The organism is Thalassospira sp. ER-Se-21-Dark (assembly GCF_017922435.1).
GTDB lineage: Bacteria > Pseudomonadota > Alphaproteobacteria > Rhodospirillales > Thalassospiraceae > Thalassospira.
The window spans coordinates 28,981-46,936 of the sequence record NZ_VDEZ01000006.1 but is presented as its reverse complement, the minus strand read 5'-3'; the positions used below and the strand labels follow the sequence as shown (position 1 = coordinate 46,936).

Annotated in this window: 18 protein-coding genes; 13 read left to right on the top strand and 5 right to left on the bottom strand. The window is 54.8% G+C overall.

Going from position 1 to position 17,956, the window contains the following annotated elements; all coding sequences use genetic code 11:
• Position 1 precedes the first annotated feature (1 nt).
• From FHI25_RS18670 to FHI25_RS18635, 8 genes are all read left to right on the top strand, one after another.
• Complete coding sequence (locus FHI25_RS18670; protein WP_246879220.1) at positions 2 to 841, top strand: carbohydrate ABC transporter permease; 840 nt, start codon at positions 2 to 4, stop codon at positions 839 to 841.
• A 38-nt stretch (positions 842 to 879) separates the two neighbouring features.
• On the top strand, positions 880 to 2,511 hold the full coding sequence (locus tag FHI25_RS18665) for an alpha-glucosidase (protein WP_210520355.1): 1,632 nt from the start codon (positions 880 to 882) through the stop codon (positions 2,509 to 2,511).
• Positions 2,512 to 2,537: 26 nt separating this feature from the next.
• Positions 2,538 to 3,668 (top strand): sn-glycerol-3-phosphate ABC transporter ATP-binding protein UgpC, encoded by a 1,131-nt coding sequence (gene ugpC / locus FHI25_RS18660; RefSeq protein ID WP_210520354.1) that lies wholly within the window; start codon positions 2,538 to 2,540, stop codon positions 3,666 to 3,668.
• Between the two features lie 125 nt (positions 3,669 to 3,793).
• A complete protein-coding gene (gene zwf / locus FHI25_RS18655) occupies positions 3,794 to 5,287 on the top strand; it encodes a glucose-6-phosphate dehydrogenase (protein ID WP_063090213.1) in 1,494 nt (497 codons plus the stop codon).
• Between the two features lie 73 nt (positions 5,288 to 5,360).
• The gene (gene pgl / locus FHI25_RS18650) at positions 5,361 to 6,080 is read left to right on the top strand and encodes a 6-phosphogluconolactonase (RefSeq protein ID WP_210520352.1); all 720 of its coding nucleotides are present in this window, start codon (positions 5,361 to 5,363) and stop codon (positions 6,078 to 6,080) included.
• Positions 6,081 to 6,085: 5 nt separating this feature from the next.
• Positions 6,086 to 7,918 carry a phosphogluconate dehydratase gene (gene edd / locus FHI25_RS18645; RefSeq protein ID WP_008892135.1) on the top strand — a complete coding sequence of 611 codons (1,833 nt, stop codon included), beginning with the start codon at positions 6,086 to 6,088 and terminating at the stop codon, positions 7,916 to 7,918.
• Positions 7,918 to 8,856: a glucokinase gene (gene glk / locus FHI25_RS18640; protein WP_210520350.1), complete on the top strand. Its 939-nt coding sequence runs from the start codon at positions 7,918 to 7,920 to the stop codon at positions 8,854 to 8,856. Before edd ends, glk begins: the two co-directional genes overlap by 1 nt.
• A 21-nt stretch (positions 8,857 to 8,877) precedes the next feature.
• On the top strand, positions 8,878 to 9,519 hold the full coding sequence (locus FHI25_RS18635) for a bifunctional 4-hydroxy-2-oxoglutarate aldolase/2-dehydro-3-deoxy-phosphogluconate aldolase (RefSeq protein WP_210520348.1): 642 nt from the start codon (positions 8,878 to 8,880) through the stop codon (positions 9,517 to 9,519).
• Positions 9,520 to 9,630: 111 nt separating this feature from the next.
• On the opposite strand, the gene FHI25_RS18630 is transcribed toward FHI25_RS18635, so the two are convergent.
• Positions 9,631 to 9,864 carry a hypothetical protein gene (locus FHI25_RS18630; RefSeq protein WP_064790530.1) on the bottom strand — a complete coding sequence of 78 codons (234 nt, stop codon included), beginning with the start codon at positions 9,862 to 9,864 and terminating at the stop codon, positions 9,631 to 9,633.
• Between the two features lie 149 nt (positions 9,865 to 10,013).
• Here FHI25_RS18630 and FHI25_RS18625 point away from each other — a divergent pair, with 149 nt between their 5' ends.
• The 4 genes from FHI25_RS18625 (at position 10,014) to FHI25_RS18610 (ending at position 12,911) form a co-directional block, all read left to right on the top strand.
• Positions 10,014 to 10,883, top strand: coding sequence for a LysR family transcriptional regulator (locus FHI25_RS18625; RefSeq protein WP_210520346.1), 870 nt, complete (start codon positions 10,014 to 10,016; stop codon positions 10,881 to 10,883).
• 175 nt (positions 10,884 to 11,058) lie between these two features.
• A complete protein-coding gene (locus FHI25_RS18620) occupies positions 11,059 to 11,601 on the top strand; it encodes a sigma-70 family RNA polymerase sigma factor (RefSeq protein ID WP_246879219.1) in 543 nt (180 codons plus the stop codon).
• Complete coding sequence (locus tag FHI25_RS18615) at positions 11,598 to 12,338, top strand: anti-sigma factor (protein WP_210520343.1); 741 nt, start codon at positions 11,598 to 11,600, stop codon at positions 12,336 to 12,338. Before FHI25_RS18620 ends, FHI25_RS18615 begins: the two co-directional genes overlap by 4 nt.
• 126 nt (positions 12,339 to 12,464) lie before the next feature.
• Positions 12,465 to 12,911 carry a hypothetical protein gene (locus FHI25_RS18610; protein WP_210520341.1) on the top strand — a complete coding sequence of 149 codons (447 nt, stop codon included), beginning with the start codon at positions 12,465 to 12,467 and terminating at the stop codon, positions 12,909 to 12,911.
• Between the two features lie 80 nt (positions 12,912 to 12,991).
• Here the strand turns inward: FHI25_RS18610 and FHI25_RS18605 are convergent, their stop codons facing one another.
• Genes FHI25_RS18605 through znuA form a run of 3 tightly spaced genes read right to left on the bottom strand, consistent with a single transcriptional unit; the run spans position 12,992 to position 15,681 of the window.
• Positions 12,992 to 14,038 carry a high frequency lysogenization protein HflD gene (locus FHI25_RS18605; RefSeq protein ID WP_246879218.1) on the bottom strand — a complete coding sequence of 349 codons (1,047 nt, stop codon included), beginning with the start codon at positions 14,036 to 14,038 and terminating at the stop codon, positions 12,992 to 12,994.
• Positions 13,986 to 14,681 carry a DUF1007 family protein gene (locus FHI25_RS18600; protein ID WP_210520339.1) on the bottom strand — a complete coding sequence of 232 codons (696 nt, stop codon included), beginning with the start codon at positions 14,679 to 14,681 and terminating at the stop codon, positions 13,986 to 13,988. Before FHI25_RS18600 ends, FHI25_RS18605 begins: the two co-directional genes overlap by 53 nt.
• Positions 14,641 to 15,681 (bottom strand): zinc ABC transporter substrate-binding protein ZnuA, encoded by a 1,041-nt coding sequence (znuA, locus tag FHI25_RS18595; protein ID WP_210520337.1) that lies wholly within the window; start codon positions 15,679 to 15,681, stop codon positions 14,641 to 14,643. The genes FHI25_RS18600 and znuA overlap by 41 nt, the downstream gene beginning before the upstream one ends.
• A gap of 253 nt (positions 15,682 to 15,934) precedes the next feature.
• Here znuA and FHI25_RS18590 point away from each other — a divergent pair, with 253 nt between their 5' ends.
• Positions 15,935 to 16,798, top strand: a complete 864-nt coding sequence (locus FHI25_RS18590; protein WP_210520335.1) for a hypothetical protein — start codon at positions 15,935 to 15,937, stop codon at positions 16,796 to 16,798.
• A gap of 103 nt (positions 16,799 to 16,901) precedes the next feature.
• Here the strand turns inward: FHI25_RS18590 and FHI25_RS18585 are convergent, their stop codons facing one another.
• Positions 16,902 to 17,777, bottom strand: a complete 876-nt coding sequence (locus tag FHI25_RS18585; RefSeq protein WP_246879217.1) for a hypothetical protein — start codon at positions 17,775 to 17,777, stop codon at positions 16,902 to 16,904.
• Between the last annotated feature and the right edge of the window lie 179 nt (positions 17,778 to 17,956).

The window sequence follows — 17,956 nt, the reverse complement described above, 5'->3', positions numbered from 1 at the left end:
GATGGATATGACCTTTAATGACATCGTCAAAAAGGCTGGCTTCTATTTGCTGGTCGGCGTGATCGTCCTGTTTGCGGTGTTCCCGTTTTACTATGCGATCCTGACCGCGTTCGAAACCGGATCGGCCCTGTTTGAAGTCAATTATCTGCCCGAAAGCTTCAGCTTAGCAAACTATCTCTCGGTGTTCGAAGGTCAGCCGTTCGGGCGGAATATCTTCAATTCGATCTTTGTTAGCGTACTGGTGGTTGCTCTTTCCCTTCTGATGGGGGTAACCGCATCCTATGCGCTGGCGCGCGTCAAGTTCGCCGGACGTGGGTTGCTGCTGATCACCATTTTGTCGGTGTCGATGTTCCCGCAAGTGGCTGTTCTGTCGGGCATGTTTGAGCTGATCCGTGCGGTCGGGCTTTATAACAGCATGTTCGGTTTGGCGATTTCATACATGATGCTGACCTTGCCATTCACGGTCTGGATTCTGACGGCATTCATGCGCGAACTGCCCCGCGAACTCGAAGAAGCGGCTGTCATGGATGGCGCTAGCCCGTGGACGGTAATCACGCGGGTGTTCCTGCCCGTCATGTGGCCGGCCATGGTAACCACCGGGCTACTGGCCTTCATCATGGCCTGGAACGAGTTCCTGTTTGCCCTGACCTTTACCCTGACCAATGAACAGCGCACCGTGCCGGTCGCCATCGCCCTGATTTCAGGTGCGAGCCAGTTTGAAATGCCTTGGGGCAATATCATGGCGGCATCGGTCATCGTGACGGTTCCATTGATTGTTCTGGTTCTGATTTTCCAACGTCGCATCGTGTCCGGCCTGACGGCTGGCGCTGTCAAAGGTTGATGCGATCTCGTCCCAAATTGACTTGAAGGTGATCAAAAATGGCTTTGGCCGGTGATCAAAACTGGTGGCGCGGTGGCGTCCTGTATCAAATCTATCCGCGCAGTTTCTTTGATTCCAACGGTGACGGGATCGGCGATCTGCCGGGGGTGACCCAAAAACTGGAATATGTCGCGTCGCTTGGTGTGGACGGGATCTGGCTGTCGCCGTTCTTTACCTCGCCGATGAAGGATTTCGGCTATGACGTGGCCGACTATCGTGATGTCGATCCGATGTTTGGCACGCTGGCCGATTTCGATCATCTGGTTGAACGTGCCCATGACTTGGGCCTGCGGGTCACGATTGATCAGGTGCTGTCACACAGCTCGGATCAGCATGACTGGTTCAAGGAAAGTCGTTCATCACGTGATAACCCCAAAGCCGACTGGTATGTCTGGGCCGATCCAAAACCCGATGGCACGCCGCCCAATAACTGGCTGTCGATCTTTGGCGGGTCGGCGTGGAAATTCGATACCACGCGACAGCAATATTACATGCACAACTTCCTGGTCAGTCAGCCGGATCTGAATTTCCATAACCCGGATGTGCAGGCGCAGTTGCTTGATGATGTCGAATTCTGGCTGCGGCGCGGGGTGGACGGGTTCCGGCTTGATACGGCGAACTTCTATGTTCATGACGCGGAGTTGCGTGATAACCCGCCATGGGTTCCGGGCACACATCGCCCGGAAGGTGCGCCAAAGGAAAACCCGTATACACGCCAGATGCATGTCTATGACAAGACACGCCCGGAAAATATAGCCTTCCTGCAAAAGCTGCGCGCGGTAATGGATAAATATCCCGGCAGCACGACGGTGGGTGAAATCGGCTCGGACAATTCGCTTGCGACCATGGCGGAATACACTTCAGGCGGGGATAAGCTTCACATGGCTTACACCATCAATCTGCTTGAAAGCCCGCTTGAAACCGGGCTTGTGCGGGACATGCTCAAAAACGTGTTTGATGTGCTGGGGGATGGCTGGCCATGCTGGGCAGTGTCCAACCATGACTTCATGCGCGTTGCCAGCCGCTGGGGCAAGGACAAGGGCGGGGACAATGATGCGCGCCTGCGGATGATCCCGGCACTTTACACGTCCCTGCGTGGAACCCCGTGCATCTATCAGGGCGAAGAACTTGGTCTTGAAGAAGCAGTTGTACCTTATGAACTGCTTCGGGATCCCTACGGCATTGAAATGTGGCCAGAATTCAAGGGGCGCGATGGTTGCCGCACACCGATGCCATGGCTGAATGCCAATGCACCACATGGCGGATTTACCTTTGGCGATCAGCCGTGGTTGCCGGTTCCGCCAGAGCACAGTGCACTCGCGGTGGCAGATCAGACTGAAGATCCGAACTCGTTGTTGAATTTCTATCGCGATCTTCTGGCATGGCGCAAAAGCCATCCGGAAATCATCAATGGCGATATCGAGATGCTGGAAAATCTGGGCGGTGATGTCATTGCCTTTGCCCGAATGTCTGGCGTTGTGCGCACGATTTGCGTGTTCAACACCACCCCTGATCCGGTAACAGTCACACTGCCCGGACAATCCGAACCGAACTGCCCGTTTGCCACCGGCACAGTTGCAGGTAGTCACCTGACGCTGCCGGGGTGGGGTTTTTATTTCGGGACCTTATAACAAAAGAAGTCAGAGGGAAGTTTAAGATGTCTGATGTTGTTTTAAAGCAGGTCGAAAAGCGGTTCGGGCCGGTCCATGTCATTCATGGTGTGAACCTTGATATTCGCGATGGTGAGTTCTGCGTATTTGTCGGCCCATCAGGGTGCGGAAAGTCAACGCTTCTGCGGTTGATCGCAGGGCTTGAGGATATCTCGGGCGGGGAACTGTCGATTGGCGGTAAGGTCGTTAATAATGTCGCGCCCAAGGATCGTGGTGTCGCCATGGTGTTTCAGTCCTACGCGCTTTATCCGCACATGTCGGTGTTTGACAACATGGCATTCGGGCTCGATCTGGCGAAAAAGACCAAGGACGAGCAGCATGAACGCGTCATGGCGGTGGCCAAGATCTTGCAGCTTGAAGAACTTCTTGACCGCAAGCCCAAGGAACTTTCCGGTGGTCAGCGACAGCGTGTCGCGATTGGGCGTGCAATTGTGCGCCAACCCGGCGTGTTCCTGTTTGATGAACCGTTATCGAACCTTGACGCGTCACTGCGTGTGCAAATGCGCATCGAGTTGACAAAACTTCATGAAAAATTGAAGTCCACGATGATTTATGTGACGCATGATCAGGTCGAAGCGATGACGATGGCCGATAAAATTGTCGTCTTGCGGGCCGGTCGGGTCGAGCAGGTTGGATCCCCGCTGGAACTTTATCATCACCCGCAAAATCAATTTGTTGCAGGCTTTATCGGATCGCCTAAAATGAACTTCGTTCCGGCGGTTGTTGGGGCCGTTTCGCAACAAACTGTTACGGTTAAACTGGATTCTGGTAAAGACGTCGATCTGCCCGTTGATGGCAGTGGTCTTGCCACAGGAGATCGTGTAACAGTGGGCGTCAGGCCGGAACATTGCAACATTGCTGATCAGGACACAGCATTGTTCGCAGGAACGGTCGATGTGGTTGAACATCTGGGCGAGGCTGGCCTCGTCTATGTGCAGACCGGTGCCGAAGAGCTTTTTGTTGCCCGTGTTGCTGGCGATACGGCAATCGCATCAGGGAGCTCTGTCGGGGTAACTGCCCGGGTACAGGATTGCTATTTGTTCGACCAGAATGGGAAGGCGAAACGCCGGCTTGCGGTCGATAACGCTCCGCTTGCGGCGCAGCTGTCTGCCAGATAGGCAGTTCCGGAAAGGCCGGGATTGCCACCACGGCAAAATGCCGTGCCCCGATTGTCTGCCAGGATCGCAAGATCCAGGGTCCCACCTTGGCGACGGGAAGGAAACGTTGGAAGGCTAAGGGCATAATGAAACAAAGGCAAAGGCTTAAGCATCGTATCGCGGATATCGTGATTTTCGGTGGGACCGGAGATCTGGCGTTACGTAAACTTTTTCCCGCACTGTATGAAATGGAACGCACCGGGCGTTTCGATGATGAGACCCGCATCTTTGGCGCATCGCGCAGCGAACATAGCGACGAAGATTTCCGGGCCAAGCTGGAAGAAGCCGGGAAGAAGTTCATTCCCAAAGGCGAATTCGAACCCGAGACCTGGGCGAAGTTCGCCAGTCGAATCGCCTATGTGCAGGTTTCTGCCGGCGATGAAAGCGGGTTCAAGGTCCTGTATGAAAAGCTGTCCGATCAGCCTGATCGTGATCGTGTCTTTTATTTCTCGACCAGTCCATCGCTGTTTGCCGACATGGCCTTTAATCTGAAAAAGGCAGGTCTGGTAACGCCGAATTCCCGTGTCGTGCTGGAAAAGCCGCTGGGTCATGATCTTGACAGTTGCCGTGAAATCAACGGCCAGATCGGTGAAGTGTTCGAGGAAAACCAGATTTTCCGTATCGACCACTATCTTGGCAAGGAAACGGTGCAGAACCTTATGATCCTGCGCTTTGCCAATGCGATGTTCGAACCGCTGTGGAACAGCGCGCATATCGATCACGTACAGATCACGGTCGGCGAGGAAGTCGGGGTCGAAGGCCGCTGGTCCTATTATGACGATGCCGGTGCGATGCGCGATATGGTGCAGAACCATATGTTGCAGCTTTTGTGCCTTGTCGCGATGGAGCCGCCCTATGTCCTTGATCAGGATGCGGTCCGCGATGAGAAGGTCAAGGTGCTGAAAGCCCTTCAGCCGATCAACGACAGCAATATCGATAGTTCCACCGTGCGCGGCCAGTACCGCAAGGGCGCTGTGGGCGGCAAGGAAGTGCCGGGTTACCTCGAAGAGGAAGGTGCCAATACCGACAGCACCACCGAAACCTTTGTGGCCATCCGGGCAGAACTTGATAATTGGCGCTGGTCAGGTGTTCCGTTCTATCTGCGCACGGGCAAACGTTTGCCCAAACGCCATTCGGAAATCGTTATCCAGTTCCGTGACGTCCCGCACCAGATTTTCCCGCTGGCAAAATCCATGACCAACTATCAGGCCAACAAGCTGGTCCTGCGCCTGCAGCCTGATGACGGTATCCATCTTGTGCTCAATAACAAGAACCCGGGACCGGGGCTTGTGCGTCTGCGTCCGACGGCATTGAACCTGTCCTTTGCCGAGGCGTTTGGCGGCCGCAGCCCGGATGCCTATGAGCGTCTTTTGCTGGATGCGATTGATGGCAACAACACCCTGTTTGTCCGCCGCGATGAACAGGATATTGCCTGGCAGTGGGTCGACGCCATTCAGGATGCGTGGCAGAACAATCATGTCACGCCCAAGGGATATACCGCCGGAACGTGGGGCCCGTCTGCTGCCATCGCCCTGATCGAACGCGATGGCCGGACCTGGAACGAAGAGGCCGGGTTCTAGCATTGTGCACCCCGGTACTTATGTGCCGGGGCCTTGCGCAAACTCGCCATGACCCCAACTTCGGGAAGAAGACATGACAAACGAACGCACATTCAAAAGCGGCGATGAAATGCTTGCGGCAATGGTCAAGGAAACCGTTGATCGTCTGGAATTTGCCATCGCAACCCGCGGCCACGCCAGCATTGCGGTCGCTGGTGGACGCTTTCCAAAGCCGCTGTTTCAAACCCTTTCACAGGCGCGCCTTGACTGGTCAAAGGTGATTGTCACCCTTGGTGATGATCGCTGGGTGGGGCTTGATGATGATCAGTCCAATGAGAAGCTGGTGCGCGATAACCTGTTTATCAACGAAGCGCAGATCGCCCGCTTTGTGTCGCTGAAAACAGGCGATAACAGCCCGGAAGACGCGGTCGAAACCGTCAGCGCGCGGTTGCGAACCGAAATGCACTGGCCGCTTGATATCGTATTTTTGGGGATGGGGGATGACGGTCATACCGCATCGCTTTTCCCGTCCTCAACCCCCGAAGCCCTGGGTAATGGGCTTTATCCCAAGCATGGCGAACTGGTCGCCGCTGCCCGCCCGACCGTATCACCGGTCCCGCGCATCAGCATGACTTTGCCCGCCATCCTGAATTCCCGGTACATTGCCATCCACATTACCGGACAATCCAAATGGTCGACCTATGAAACCGCGAAAAACGGCACGGAAATCGAAGAGATGCCAGTTCGCGCAATCTTGCAACAGAACGATGTCCCCGTCGATCTGTGGTGGAGCGCCGAGAACCCGAAAGGCTGAACCCCATGAAACGTGAAATAGAACAGATTACAAAACGCATTATCGAGCGTTCCAAACCAACCCGCGAAGCCTACCTTGCCAAGATCGAGGCAGCGGCCTCTGATCGCCCGCATCGCTCCGCCCTGTCATGTGGCAACCTTGCCCATGCTTCGGCCGGTTGCGGGGCTGCGGAAAAGCAGCGCATTAACGGCGAAGACGGTGCAAACCTTGGTATCGTCACGTCCTATAACGATATGCTGTCGGCCCATCAACCGTTGGGTGTTTATCCCGACCGTATCAAAAAGGCCGTGTTTGAAGCCGGCGGCACCGCACAGGTTGCCGGTGGTGTTCCCGCGATGTGTGATGGCGTGACGCAAGGCCGTCCGGGTATGGAACTGTCGCTTTTCTCACGCGATGTCATTGCCATGTCGACGGCTGTGTCGCTGTCGCATGATGTGTTTGATGCGGCCCTTTACCTTGGTGTTTGCGATAAAATCGTTCCTGGTCTTGTCATGGGCGCGCTTTCCTATGGCCATATCCCGGCGGTGTTTGTCCCGGCGGGGCCGATGCCATCAGGCTTGCCGAATAATGAAAAGGCCCGCATCCGGCAGCTTTATGCCCAGGGCAAGGTTGGCCGCAAGGAACTGCTTGAGGCAGAAACCGCGTCCTATCACAGCCCGGGCACCTGCACCTTCTATGGCACGGCGAACTCCAACCAGATGCTGATGGAAGTTATGGGCTTGCATCTTCCGGGGGCGGCGTTCGTCAACCCGAATACCGATCTGCGCGATGCACTGACCGAAGAAGCCGCACGTCGTGCGCTTGCCATTACCAAGCTTGGCAATGACTATCGCCCGATTGGCAAGATCCTGGATGAAAAGGCGTTTGTGAACGGGATTGTTGGCTTGCTCGCCACCGGTGGGTCGACCAACCATACCCTGCATCTGCCGGCCATGGCGCGTGCAGCCGGGATCGAGCTTCGCTGGGATGATTTCGATGAGCTGTCGCGCATTGTGCCGTTGCTTTGCCGTGTTTATCCGAACGGGCAGGCGGATGTGAACCACTTCCATGCGGCAGGTGGTATGGGCTTTGTGATTTCCGATCTGCTTAAGAACGGTATTTTACACCCGGATCTTGAAACGATTCATACCGGTGGCATGGCGGCCTATGGCACCGAGCCGTATCTTGATAATGGCAAGCTTTCCTGGCGTGATGCGCCGGAAACCAGCCATGACGAAGAAATCCTGCGTCCGACCGAAAAGGCATTCAGTGCTGATGGTGGTTTGCGTATGCTTTCGGGCAACCTTGGCCGTTCCGTGATCAAGGTTTCGGCTGTTAAGCCGGAAAACCGCGTGATCGAAGCGCCGGCGGCGGTGTTTACGTCGCAGGAAGAAATGATGGACGCCTTCAAGGAAGGCAAACTGCATCGTGACGTCGTCTGTGTTGTCCGCTTCCAGGGGCCGAAAGCCAACGGCATGCCGGAACTGCACAAACTGACCCCGCCATTGGGTGTTCTGCAGGATCTTGGTTACAAGGTTGCCCTTGTCACCGATGGCCGTATGTCGGGTGCATCGGGCAAGGTCCCGGCCGCCATTCACGTGACGCCGGAAGGCATGATGAACGGCCCGATCGCCAAGGTTCAGGATGGCGATATCATCCGTCTTGATGCCGAAACCGGCGAGCTGTTGCTCAATGTCACCGACGCCGAATTGGCCAAGCGTGACTTTGCGACCTTTGACCATAAGGCCGAACATCAGGATGGCTTTGGCCGCGAGATGTTTGGTGTCTTCCGCGAACATGTTGGTCTGGCGGAACTTGGTGCCTCTGCGGCCTTCCCGGGGGAGGCTGAAGTCGCGTAATGCAGCTGGTTGGTGATATTGGCGGGACCAATGCCCGCTTTGCCTGGCTGGACGAGGCCGGCGATCCCCACACACCCATGACATTGCCGGTGCGTGACTATGCCACCATCGGCGATGCCATGCGGGATTTTATGGTGAAAACCGATTGCACGGACTTGCGTGAATTTGCTGTGGCGGTGGCATGCCCCGCCATGGCCGATACGGTCAAGTTCACCAACAATCCGTGGGTGTTCTCGAAAGAAGCACTCAAGGCCGAATTCAATCTCGATCGGCTGGTGGTGGTCAATGACTTTACCGGTCTTGCCATGTCTGTGCCCTATCTCGGTGACGAAGACCTGATCACGCTGTTTGATGGTCCAGGCCGTCCGGGGTTGCCATTGGCTGTGGTCGGGGCAGGGACCGGTCTTGGCGTTTCGGGGCTGCTGCCACACGAAGGCAAATGGTTGCCCATACAAGGTGAAGGCGGGCATGTGTCTCTGCCGGCGATTGACGATCTGGATTACGAGATCGTCAAATTCCTGGGCCGTGAACTTGATCGTGTATCTGCCGAACGTGTGTTGTCGGGCATGGGGCTTGAAAACCTCTATCGTGCACTTGCCGCCATTGATGGGCTTGATGTCGCACCCAAAACCGCGGCCGAGGTTGTTGATGGTGCCCTTAAGGACGGGGATGCCCTGTGTCTTAAGGTGCTGGAACGGTTTTGCATGTTCCTTGGCGGTGTTGCCGGGGATCTGGTTTTGACCCTTGGCGCCTTTGACGGGGTGTTTATCGGTGGCGGCATTGGTCCGCGCATTACCGAATACATGAAGAAAAGCGCGCTCAAGGAGCGCATGATCGCCAAGGGGCGGTTCCGTGATTTGATGAATGATGTGCCGGTGCGCCTGATGACGGCGAAATACCCGGCCCTGATCGGTTGCGCCAAGATTTTGACGGCGTAATCGAAACCTGGAGGAAACTTAATGAGCCTTTCATCGCGTGAAATTCTGTCCAAGGCACCGGTCGTTCCGGTTCTGGTGATCGAAGACGCCAACGATGCCGTGCCGCTGGCCAAGGCGCTTGTCGCCGGTGGTCTGCCGGTACTTGAAATCACCCTACGCTCGTCCGCAGCCGAAGAAAGCATCAAGCGCATCATCGCCGAGGTGCCCGATGCGATGACCGGTGCTGGCACCGTGATCAATGCCAAACAGATGGAACGCATGGCCGAAATCGGTTGTGCCTTTGCCGTGTCGCCCGGCCATACCGAAGGTTTGCTTAAGGCAGCCAAAGATACCGGATGCCCGTTGCTTCCGGGTGCCGGTACGCCGTCGGAAATCATGAACCTGATTGACCATGGCTATGACACGCTGAAATTCTTCCCGGCTGAACAGCAGGGCGGTGTTTCGATGCTCAAAGCCATTTCCGGCCCGCTCCCGCAGGTATCATTCTGTCCGACCGGTGGCGTTTCGCTTGCCAACCTTGCTGATTATCTGGCGCTGCCAAACATCATCACCGTCGGTGGTTCATGGATTGCGCCCAAGGATGCGGTCAAGGCAGGCGACTGGGGCAAGATCACCAAACTTGCGCAGGAAGCCACCGATAAGGTCAAGACGCTGCGCGGCTGATATTTTTGGGCTCAGTAGCCAAAGCCGAAATGCGAAAAAGGGACCCGGTTGGGTCCCTTTTTCTATCAGGGTCGTCCATGCGGCGATATCGGTGCCGCGCCCGATCACGCCTTAGCGCGAAATGCGGTCAACATACCAGGTCGAACCGTTGAATTTGCGCTGCAGACCAAGGTCGGCAAGTTCAGCATGGCTCAGTGAATCCCAACCGTAGCTCGCGGCTTTGGGTGCACGTGCCTTACCGATCTTGTTGGCGATCTGGCTCAGAAGCGATCCGAACGGCATGCGTTTCGCGAACGGGTCGGTAGCAGCATTGAATTGCGGTGCAGCGGAAACCGTGTGTGCCATGATGGCCTCCTATGATCTACGGTTGATTTGCGTTTCGATGGGCGGAAAATGTCATATGCGAAATAAAACGGGAACTACTTTGTTTTGCATAGCTACTGTGCAAAAATGCACGACGATTTTGACAGATTCCAAGGGACCAAATAACGCCTATGAATTGGAATGATTTACGCTACTTCCTTGTTCTTGCGGAAGAAAATAGCCTGTCCGGTGCAGCGCGACGGTTGCGTAAAGAACATACCACCGTTGCGAGACGGATCGAGGCACTCGAGAGTGATCTTGGCACAAAACTTTTTGACCGATTACCACGTGGCTGGCAACTGACATCAGCGGGTCGAAACCTTGTTCCTGTGGCCGAACGAGTCGAAGAAGAAGCCCTGACATTTGAGCGACAGGCAAAGGGCGATGAAGCCGCCCACGGGGTTGTGCGCATTTCCGTGCCCCCGGTTGCCGGACGCGTATTGTTCGCGCCGCGCCTTGCCCGATTGCTCAAGGCGCATAAGGGACTCGAATTCGAAATCGTTGGTGCGGCGAACATCGTCAATCTGGCGCGACGCGAAGCCGATGTCGCCGTACGCATGATCACGCCGCGCGAACCTGGCCTGATTACCCGCAAACTGGTTGAGTTGGGTGTGGGGCTGTATGGCGGGGTTGGCTACAAGGACCGCGTGCCGGAAATGGATTGGGAGTTCTGCGGTTATGAGGACACCACATATGGCGCGTCCAAACGGGAATGGGTGCGCACGGTCCTTGATCGCGAATTGCCCTGTCGGTTCCGTGCTGATGATACCGAAACCGTCCGTCAGTTCATTGCCGCCGGGCATGGTGTCGGAGTTTTGCCGCGCTATTTTGGTGATCGCGATGATGAACTCGAATTGATCCACGCAGACGTCGAAGGCCGCAGCCGTGAAAGTGTGTGGATGGTGGTGCACCCGGATATGCGTCGATCACCGGGCGTGCGTCTTGTGATGGACGCCCTGATCAAGGCGGCTAACAACATCGCCGAGGAATATCAGGTCTGAGTGGCAAACCTGACATGCCAGCAGGCAACCCTGCGCGTTGTTTTCTTTGAAATAAAATTGATCAGGTTGCTATCTGGCTGCGTAATGACTTATGGCTCGGGATCATGCGCGATTCCGTATTTGTTTCTTTCATACAGCCGCACGTCTGGCGGGCTGTATGCATGTGGCGGTGGGTATGACATCGACCCGGGATTTGGAAAACCTGCTGAGGCAGTCGATCGAAGGCAATACGGATGCCTTCGAACAGCTTTATAATGCAACATCAGCGAAACTTTTCGGTATCGTCCTGCGTATCTTGAGAAATCGCGCCGAGAGCGAGGACGCCCTTCAGGACATTTATGTGCGTATCTGGCAAAAGGCGGGTGATTTCGAACCTGGTCGTGCCTCGATCATCACATGGATGGCAACCATTGCCCGCAACCGGGCGATTGATATCGTCCGGCGGCAACGCCCGGAAGCCGATATCGAGGATGCAGATATTGATACGCTGATATCGCCGGACTCTGCATTTGACCAGATGGCGGTTGCAGACGAGATGCGCCAGCTTGACCATTGCCTAAACGATCTCGAAGACGACCGCCAGCAAATTGTGAAGCTGGCATATCTCGAAGGCTGGTCACGTGCCGAACTGGCAGAACGCTTTGCCCAACCGGTCGGAACGATCAAGACATGGCTGCATCGCAGCCTGAGACAATTAAAGGAATGCCTGGGAACATGACGGACCGGGATGATATTGACATGTTGGCGGCGGAATATGTGTTGGGGACTCTGGAGCCCGCGCAACGCCAATCCGTTGAGACACGTCGCAGCCAGGAACCCGAACTTGATCGCGCGATTTCCGACTGGGAAGCGCGCCTGTCGCCGTTAAACGCCCATTATGATGCGGTTGCCCCGTCGCGCGATCTGTTTGCCGGTATTCGTGCCCGGATCGAAGGTGCCGCACAGGCTGCGCGCCAAGCCGCCAGCCAACAGGTGCCGGGTGTGGTGGAATTCGCCAAACTCAAACGTCGACTGGCCGTGTGGCGTGCCGGTGCGCTGGGGGCGGCGGCGATTGCGGCCAGTCTGATTGTGGTTGTGCTTTCAGGTGATCTGAATTCCCCGGTCCAGAACGGGCAGTTTGTTGCCGTCTTCCACCGGGATGACACCCAACCGGCATTTGTCATGAGTGTTGATCTTGAAACCCGCGAAGTTACCATTCGCCCGGTCGAGGCGACAGTACCCGAAGGCAAGACCTATCAGCTGTGGATTGTGACTGAGGAAACCGGGCCAAAACCAAAATCGCTTGGCCTACTTGAAAACATCGCCAATCCGACCACCAAGCAGCTTGGCGGATTTGATCCCGCCATGTTGCGCAATGCAACGTTTGGTATCAGCCTTGAGCCCGAAGGCGGTTCACCGACCGGTCAGCCAACCGGTCCTGCGATCCATGGGCGCCTGATTTCCGTCGCTCAGTAAAAAAAAATCACCTTTGCTGAAACCCGATTGATTTGGCTGCGTAGCTTCTGTGTGTGCGATGAAACGCATGACATGAGCGAGCGCAGAAAACAGCGCGTTCCAGATCAAAAGCAAAGGAGACTTCACATGACCTTCAAAGCCAAAGCAACGGCAAAAGCAACCGGCGTGATCACGGCAATGATGCTGAGTGCCGGTTTTGTATTCGGCGGTGCCGGTGCGGCAAACGCAATGGGTCCGATGGTCGAAGCCATGGATCAGGATGTTTCGGCTGGCGTGGTGACCGCATCGAAAATCATGGCTGGCGAAAACGGCTGGCTGGTTGTCCATCGCACCAACAGCGATATGAAGCCGGGACCGGTCGTTGGCTATGCACCGCTTAAAAAGGGTGAAAACATGGACGTAACAGCCATCCTGCAGGAACCGGTCAAGTCCGGCGAAATGTTGATGCTGATGGTGCATTCCGAAGCCGGTGGCATGAAAACGGGCGTATTCGAATACACCCTGGGCGCCAAGGAAGACGGCCCGATCAAGCCGGACGGGAAACTGGTGATGAAAGTTGTCTCTGCTCAGTAAGGCAGAGGCCGTTTTGCCCAAATAGACGAGATCGTTTTCAGCCCGCAAGTACCCCCTTGCGGGCTGTTTTTATGTCCGGCTCAAAGCCAGCCAAGCTGTCTTGCCGACGCCAGCAACAGCATCACACCAAACAGGGTAATGATTGCAGCCCCGGTAAAGCCGCTCGTGCGGCGAATGATCCCGGAAGACGTTTCCGAAACGCTGAACAGATGCTGTGTGCCTGTGCGAATGCCGATGGCGGCCAGTCCGATCAGGCTGATGGTAATTGCAACCCCAAACGCCATGGCAAAGGCGGCGCCAATCCCGATCAGAAACATGCCATTGGCCAAGGTAAACAGCAGCACAAGGATCGACCCGGTACAGGGGCGCAAACCTGCGACAACACCGGTTGAGATCATCTGCCAGCTGGATTGGGCAACGGGTTCATCGTCATGGGCGTGACCGTGTGCATGGTCATGATGATGATCGTGATGATGGTCGTGTTCATGATCATGGTGATGGTGATTGCCATGTGGTCCGTGGTGATCACAACAGTCATCACGGCCTTGCAGGATGCGAAGCGCCATCACTGCGCCCAAGGCGGCAATCAGGGCGTATGAAACCGCCTCCATGATCAGGCCGTTCTTGGTGACCGCTGCCGGGCCAAGGTTAAGAACCAGGGTCAGGCCGCCCACCATGACGATGGCGGAAACCGCCTGAACGGCGGCAATCAGGCTGCCCATCGCCACACCCTGTTTCCATCCGGCGTCGCGGGACAGGAAGTAGGTGGTGGTGATCATCTTGCCGTGGCCGGGGCCAGCCGCATGAAAAACGCCATAGCCAAAGGACAGGGCAATAATGACAAGGCCCGGCCAGAAACTGTCACCGTTCTTTGCTTCGCGGAGCGTGGTGGTGATTTCACGATTGAGTTTGGTCTGAATAGTCACCGTCTGACCAATAAGGTCTGAAAGCCAGTCGGGCAGGGCAATCAGGCTTTCTTCGGTATTATCGGCATCCGGATTGGGTGCCGGGGCACTTTGGGGGCTGTCAACGGCCCCGCGACCCAGAAGGTTTGACGATTGTGCGGCTGCCGGATTATTCGACGAGAACGAAATCGCCAGGAGCAAGGCCGCCAGAACTGCTGCCATCCGCCACCTTGGCCGCGCAAACAACATCGGCACGGACCGGCGCGAGCAGGTCAAAATAGATGCGGTTCTTTTCATCTTCGCTCATCTCGAAATGGCAGGACAGGTTTTTGGCCCCCGCAAACAGGACGGGATCGACCTGTGTGTAGGCGACATCGATATAGTATTCGGCATCATAAACAGACAGGCTGATGGCATCCTTGATCGGATCGAGTGGTGTTTCGAGCATCAGCTTGAAGTCATAGCTTACCCGGCGGTCATCGGTGATATCGGCAACAAAATCAGTCGCACTGGCAAAGGATACCAGTTCTTCGTTCTTGCGCAGATGTGTCAGCCAGGAAAACTCGGAAAGGGCTGCAAAGGCATTGTCGTGTACGGCGGTGTTTTCTTCGTCAAAGAACCGGGTGTCGTGGTTTTTGTCGAACTCGTCGATCATGGTCATGCTAAACAGATCGTCAAACAGCCAGCGCACGCGAATGGCGGTAATCTTGTCGTTCTCAAAAACGAATTCGGCATTCGCGTCGATCCAGACATGTGGATGCGCAAATGCCGAAGGGGCGGTTGCCAGCATCGTCATGCCGGCAACCAAAATCATTGCTGTGCGCTTACGAAGCGTCGCCAAGGCAATCGACAAGTGCGTCGACATTTTGTGCGAGAATTTCCTGATAGGCAGTCGGCCCCGCAGCAATATCAAAGCCGAGCGGGTCAAGCGTGCCAGTCCGGATGCCAGTGTCAGACACGACGGCCTGAACGATTGCCGGGCGGAATTGCGGTTCGGCAAATATGCAGACAGCGCCAGTATCGTGGATTTTGTCTTCGATTTCATGAAGGCGTTTGGCTCCGGGCTTTTGATCTGGCGAAACGGTAATCGATCCGACCGCATTCAGGCCAAAGCCTGCTTCGAGATACTGGTAGGCATCGTGGAAGACCACATAGGGCTTGTCCTGAACCGGTGCAACTTTTTCCCGAAGATCATTACCAAGGTTGGTCAGGCTTGCAAGTAACGTCTCAAGATTTGCGCGATAGTCCTCGGCATGCTCCGGATCAATCTCGGCCAGTTCATCGGCGATGGCAATCGCGATGGTCGCGCCATTGGCCGGATCCATCCAGATATGCGTGTCGATACCCTCATGCTCGTGGTGTTCAGCGGCGTCATGGTGGGCGTCATCATCGTCATGTTTTTCATGTTCGTCCACATGGTCGTCATGATCCTCATGATCGTCATGCGCGTCGCCCTCATGTGCATGCATGTGACCTTCCCACGTGCCGCCTTCGCGCATGTTGCGCAATGACAGTTGCGGCAGGGAAACCAGTTCAAGCTGATGGCTATGGCCAGAAAGGCTTTCAAGCGGCTTTTCAAGGAAGCCTTCCAGCGCATGTGAAACATAGATCACCAGATCGGCATCGTTTAGCGCACGCGCCTCGCTTGGACGCAAAGAATAGGTATGCGGCGAAGACGCGCCATCAATCAGCAAAACCGGCTCCCCGATATCTTTCATGATGGCACTTGTGATGCCGTGGACCGGCTTGATCGAGGTCACGACTTTCGGGGCATCGTCGCCATGGGCAACCGCGGTCAGCGGGGCGGCAACTAGGATCGGGGCGGTAAAAAGAATGTGACGGAGGGCTCGGCGCAAGGAAGGCATGTGGTTGATCCGGTTTGCAATGGGTGTGTTACTTGGTATGCGTTGTTATGATATAACATAACAAAACGTCAAGGAGAATCACAACAGATCGGTAAAATGATCTTCGTTGATCAGTTGTTTCTATAAGAATTACAAAGTGATGAATGTTTTTTCGACCCGTCCTTACCAGCAGGGATGTTTCCATGCGTGGCAATCCCCATCTGAATTGGCAAAGGTAAATTCCTGAAAATTTGGGGAAAGAGTTGCGGGCGTAATGGTTTCATTTTTCAGATATTTTTGTGGGTTGGCCATTCTTCCCGTGATGTTGACCACCCCTCTGTACGCCGAGACATTCAAACTACCATTGCCGGCCGGTAGTGAGACGCACTTTGCTCTTCAGACAGGCTTGCTCGAATTGGCACTGCAGTACGCACGGGGGAATAACAGACTGGAAATCGTCCCTGTAGATAGCTTGTCGCAAAAGCGTGGATTTGTCATGCTTGATGAACGTCAGGTCGATATTGCCCTTGCCGGGTATAGCCGATATGCCGAAAGTCATCTGCTTCAAATCGATTATCCTCTGACCAAGGGGTTGCAGGGGTATCGTTTGTTGATTACCCGGCCTGATATGGTCGAAGAACTTGGCCAAGTCGAAACCCTCATGGACCTAAAAGATGTTTGTATCGGTTCCGGCAATTCATGGGTTGATACCCTAATCTTCAAACAGGCAGGTTTGTGTGTGGTCGGAGGGCCGGGGCGTAATCTTTATTCGATGCTTAAAACGCGCCGGTTCGACGTCATGCATCTGGCGATGCATGAACTCGAAACAGAAAACGTCAAAAGGTTGTTGCGGCAGTATGACCTTGTTGTTTATCCAAAATTGCTGCTGCGTTATCCATACGATTTCTATTTTTATGTTCGCCGCGACAGCAAATCCCTTCATGACCTGATCGAACAAGGCTTTCAGGCGGCGACAGAAAACGGCGCGATCGACAAATATTTTCAGGCACATCCCGGAATTGCCTATGCAACCCGGTTCCTGCAGGACCATCCAGATTTACGGATAATTGATCTTGGTAACCCGGAAATGACAGAGCATAACAGCGCCGACATTCACCGATACTGGCTGGAAAATTAAACCGATTAAGGATCATTGCCTGATCCAAATAAGATTATTCCGTTTTAAGAACGAAAAATCTGCATATGCAGTAAATCAGATATCGTTTTGATAAATATCGGATTTACATCTGATCCCGGGGTTCATAGCCAAAGTTATCATCATAATTGCGGCGCACGATATTTTCCCAAAGTGCGGGGTCAATGTCGCGCGACTTTTGGCTCATATCCGGATTTTCAATCTGGATAATCTGGGTGTCAGGATCCTTCAGTGTTTCGAGCGCCTGGCGAATATGCGGGTTCGATAAGAAGTGTCGCATGAAGTCGCCAGTGCTATAGGCCCGCGAAAGTCCCTGCGTCAAAATCGCATGCAGTCGTTCATTATTGCGGTTCACGTAAATGAACAGATCAAACGGATACGCCAGAACCGGTGACGGGCTGAGAACGACGTTGGGATATTCCCGGCTGATAACATCAATTTCGCGATAGCCCTCGTGCACCGCACGGCTCAGAAGATCAAATCTTTTATTGGCGACCATCGGCCAAAGCTGATCACGCGGTGCGCGATCAACGCAAAACCCGCTTTTCTCCATGATGCTGGCATCCGGCCAATCTGACCCGGTGCCGATGCAGAATTTTTTCAATTCTTCCAGAGAAGCTGCCTGACTAAGAGCCGGGATGTTTTCCTTATGCGTGATGAAAGCACGATATCCCAGCAAGCCTCGTGTCATCGGAACGTCAACTTGCAAGAACGTTGCTTCTCGCTCGAGGCTGTAACCGGTGAACATGACATCCACCGTTTCCTCTTGCATCATTGAGCTGATGCGCGCCTGTGTCATGCCCGCGAATTCTTCGATCACAAGCCGAAACTCGCCGTCGGCATGTTCAAGCGCAAGCTCGATAACGCCGAACTCGTATCTGAAGAACTCAACCGCACCGGTCGGGAAGGCCATGCGCACGATTTCTTCGCCCCGTGCGGGTGGGGCGGTAAATGAAAACATGACGGCAGATATCAGCAATACCCAAAAGCGGTTTTGCAATCTGTTGCTCCTAGAGCCCCCGGAGAAATAAGCATGGCAACCATTAATTGATATTGTGTCTTGCCGATGCCTTTGAAAGGGTCATGGTCGCCAGATCGCGAACAAAGCTAGGCTTAGCTCCAATTAGGAAGTCTTGTAAT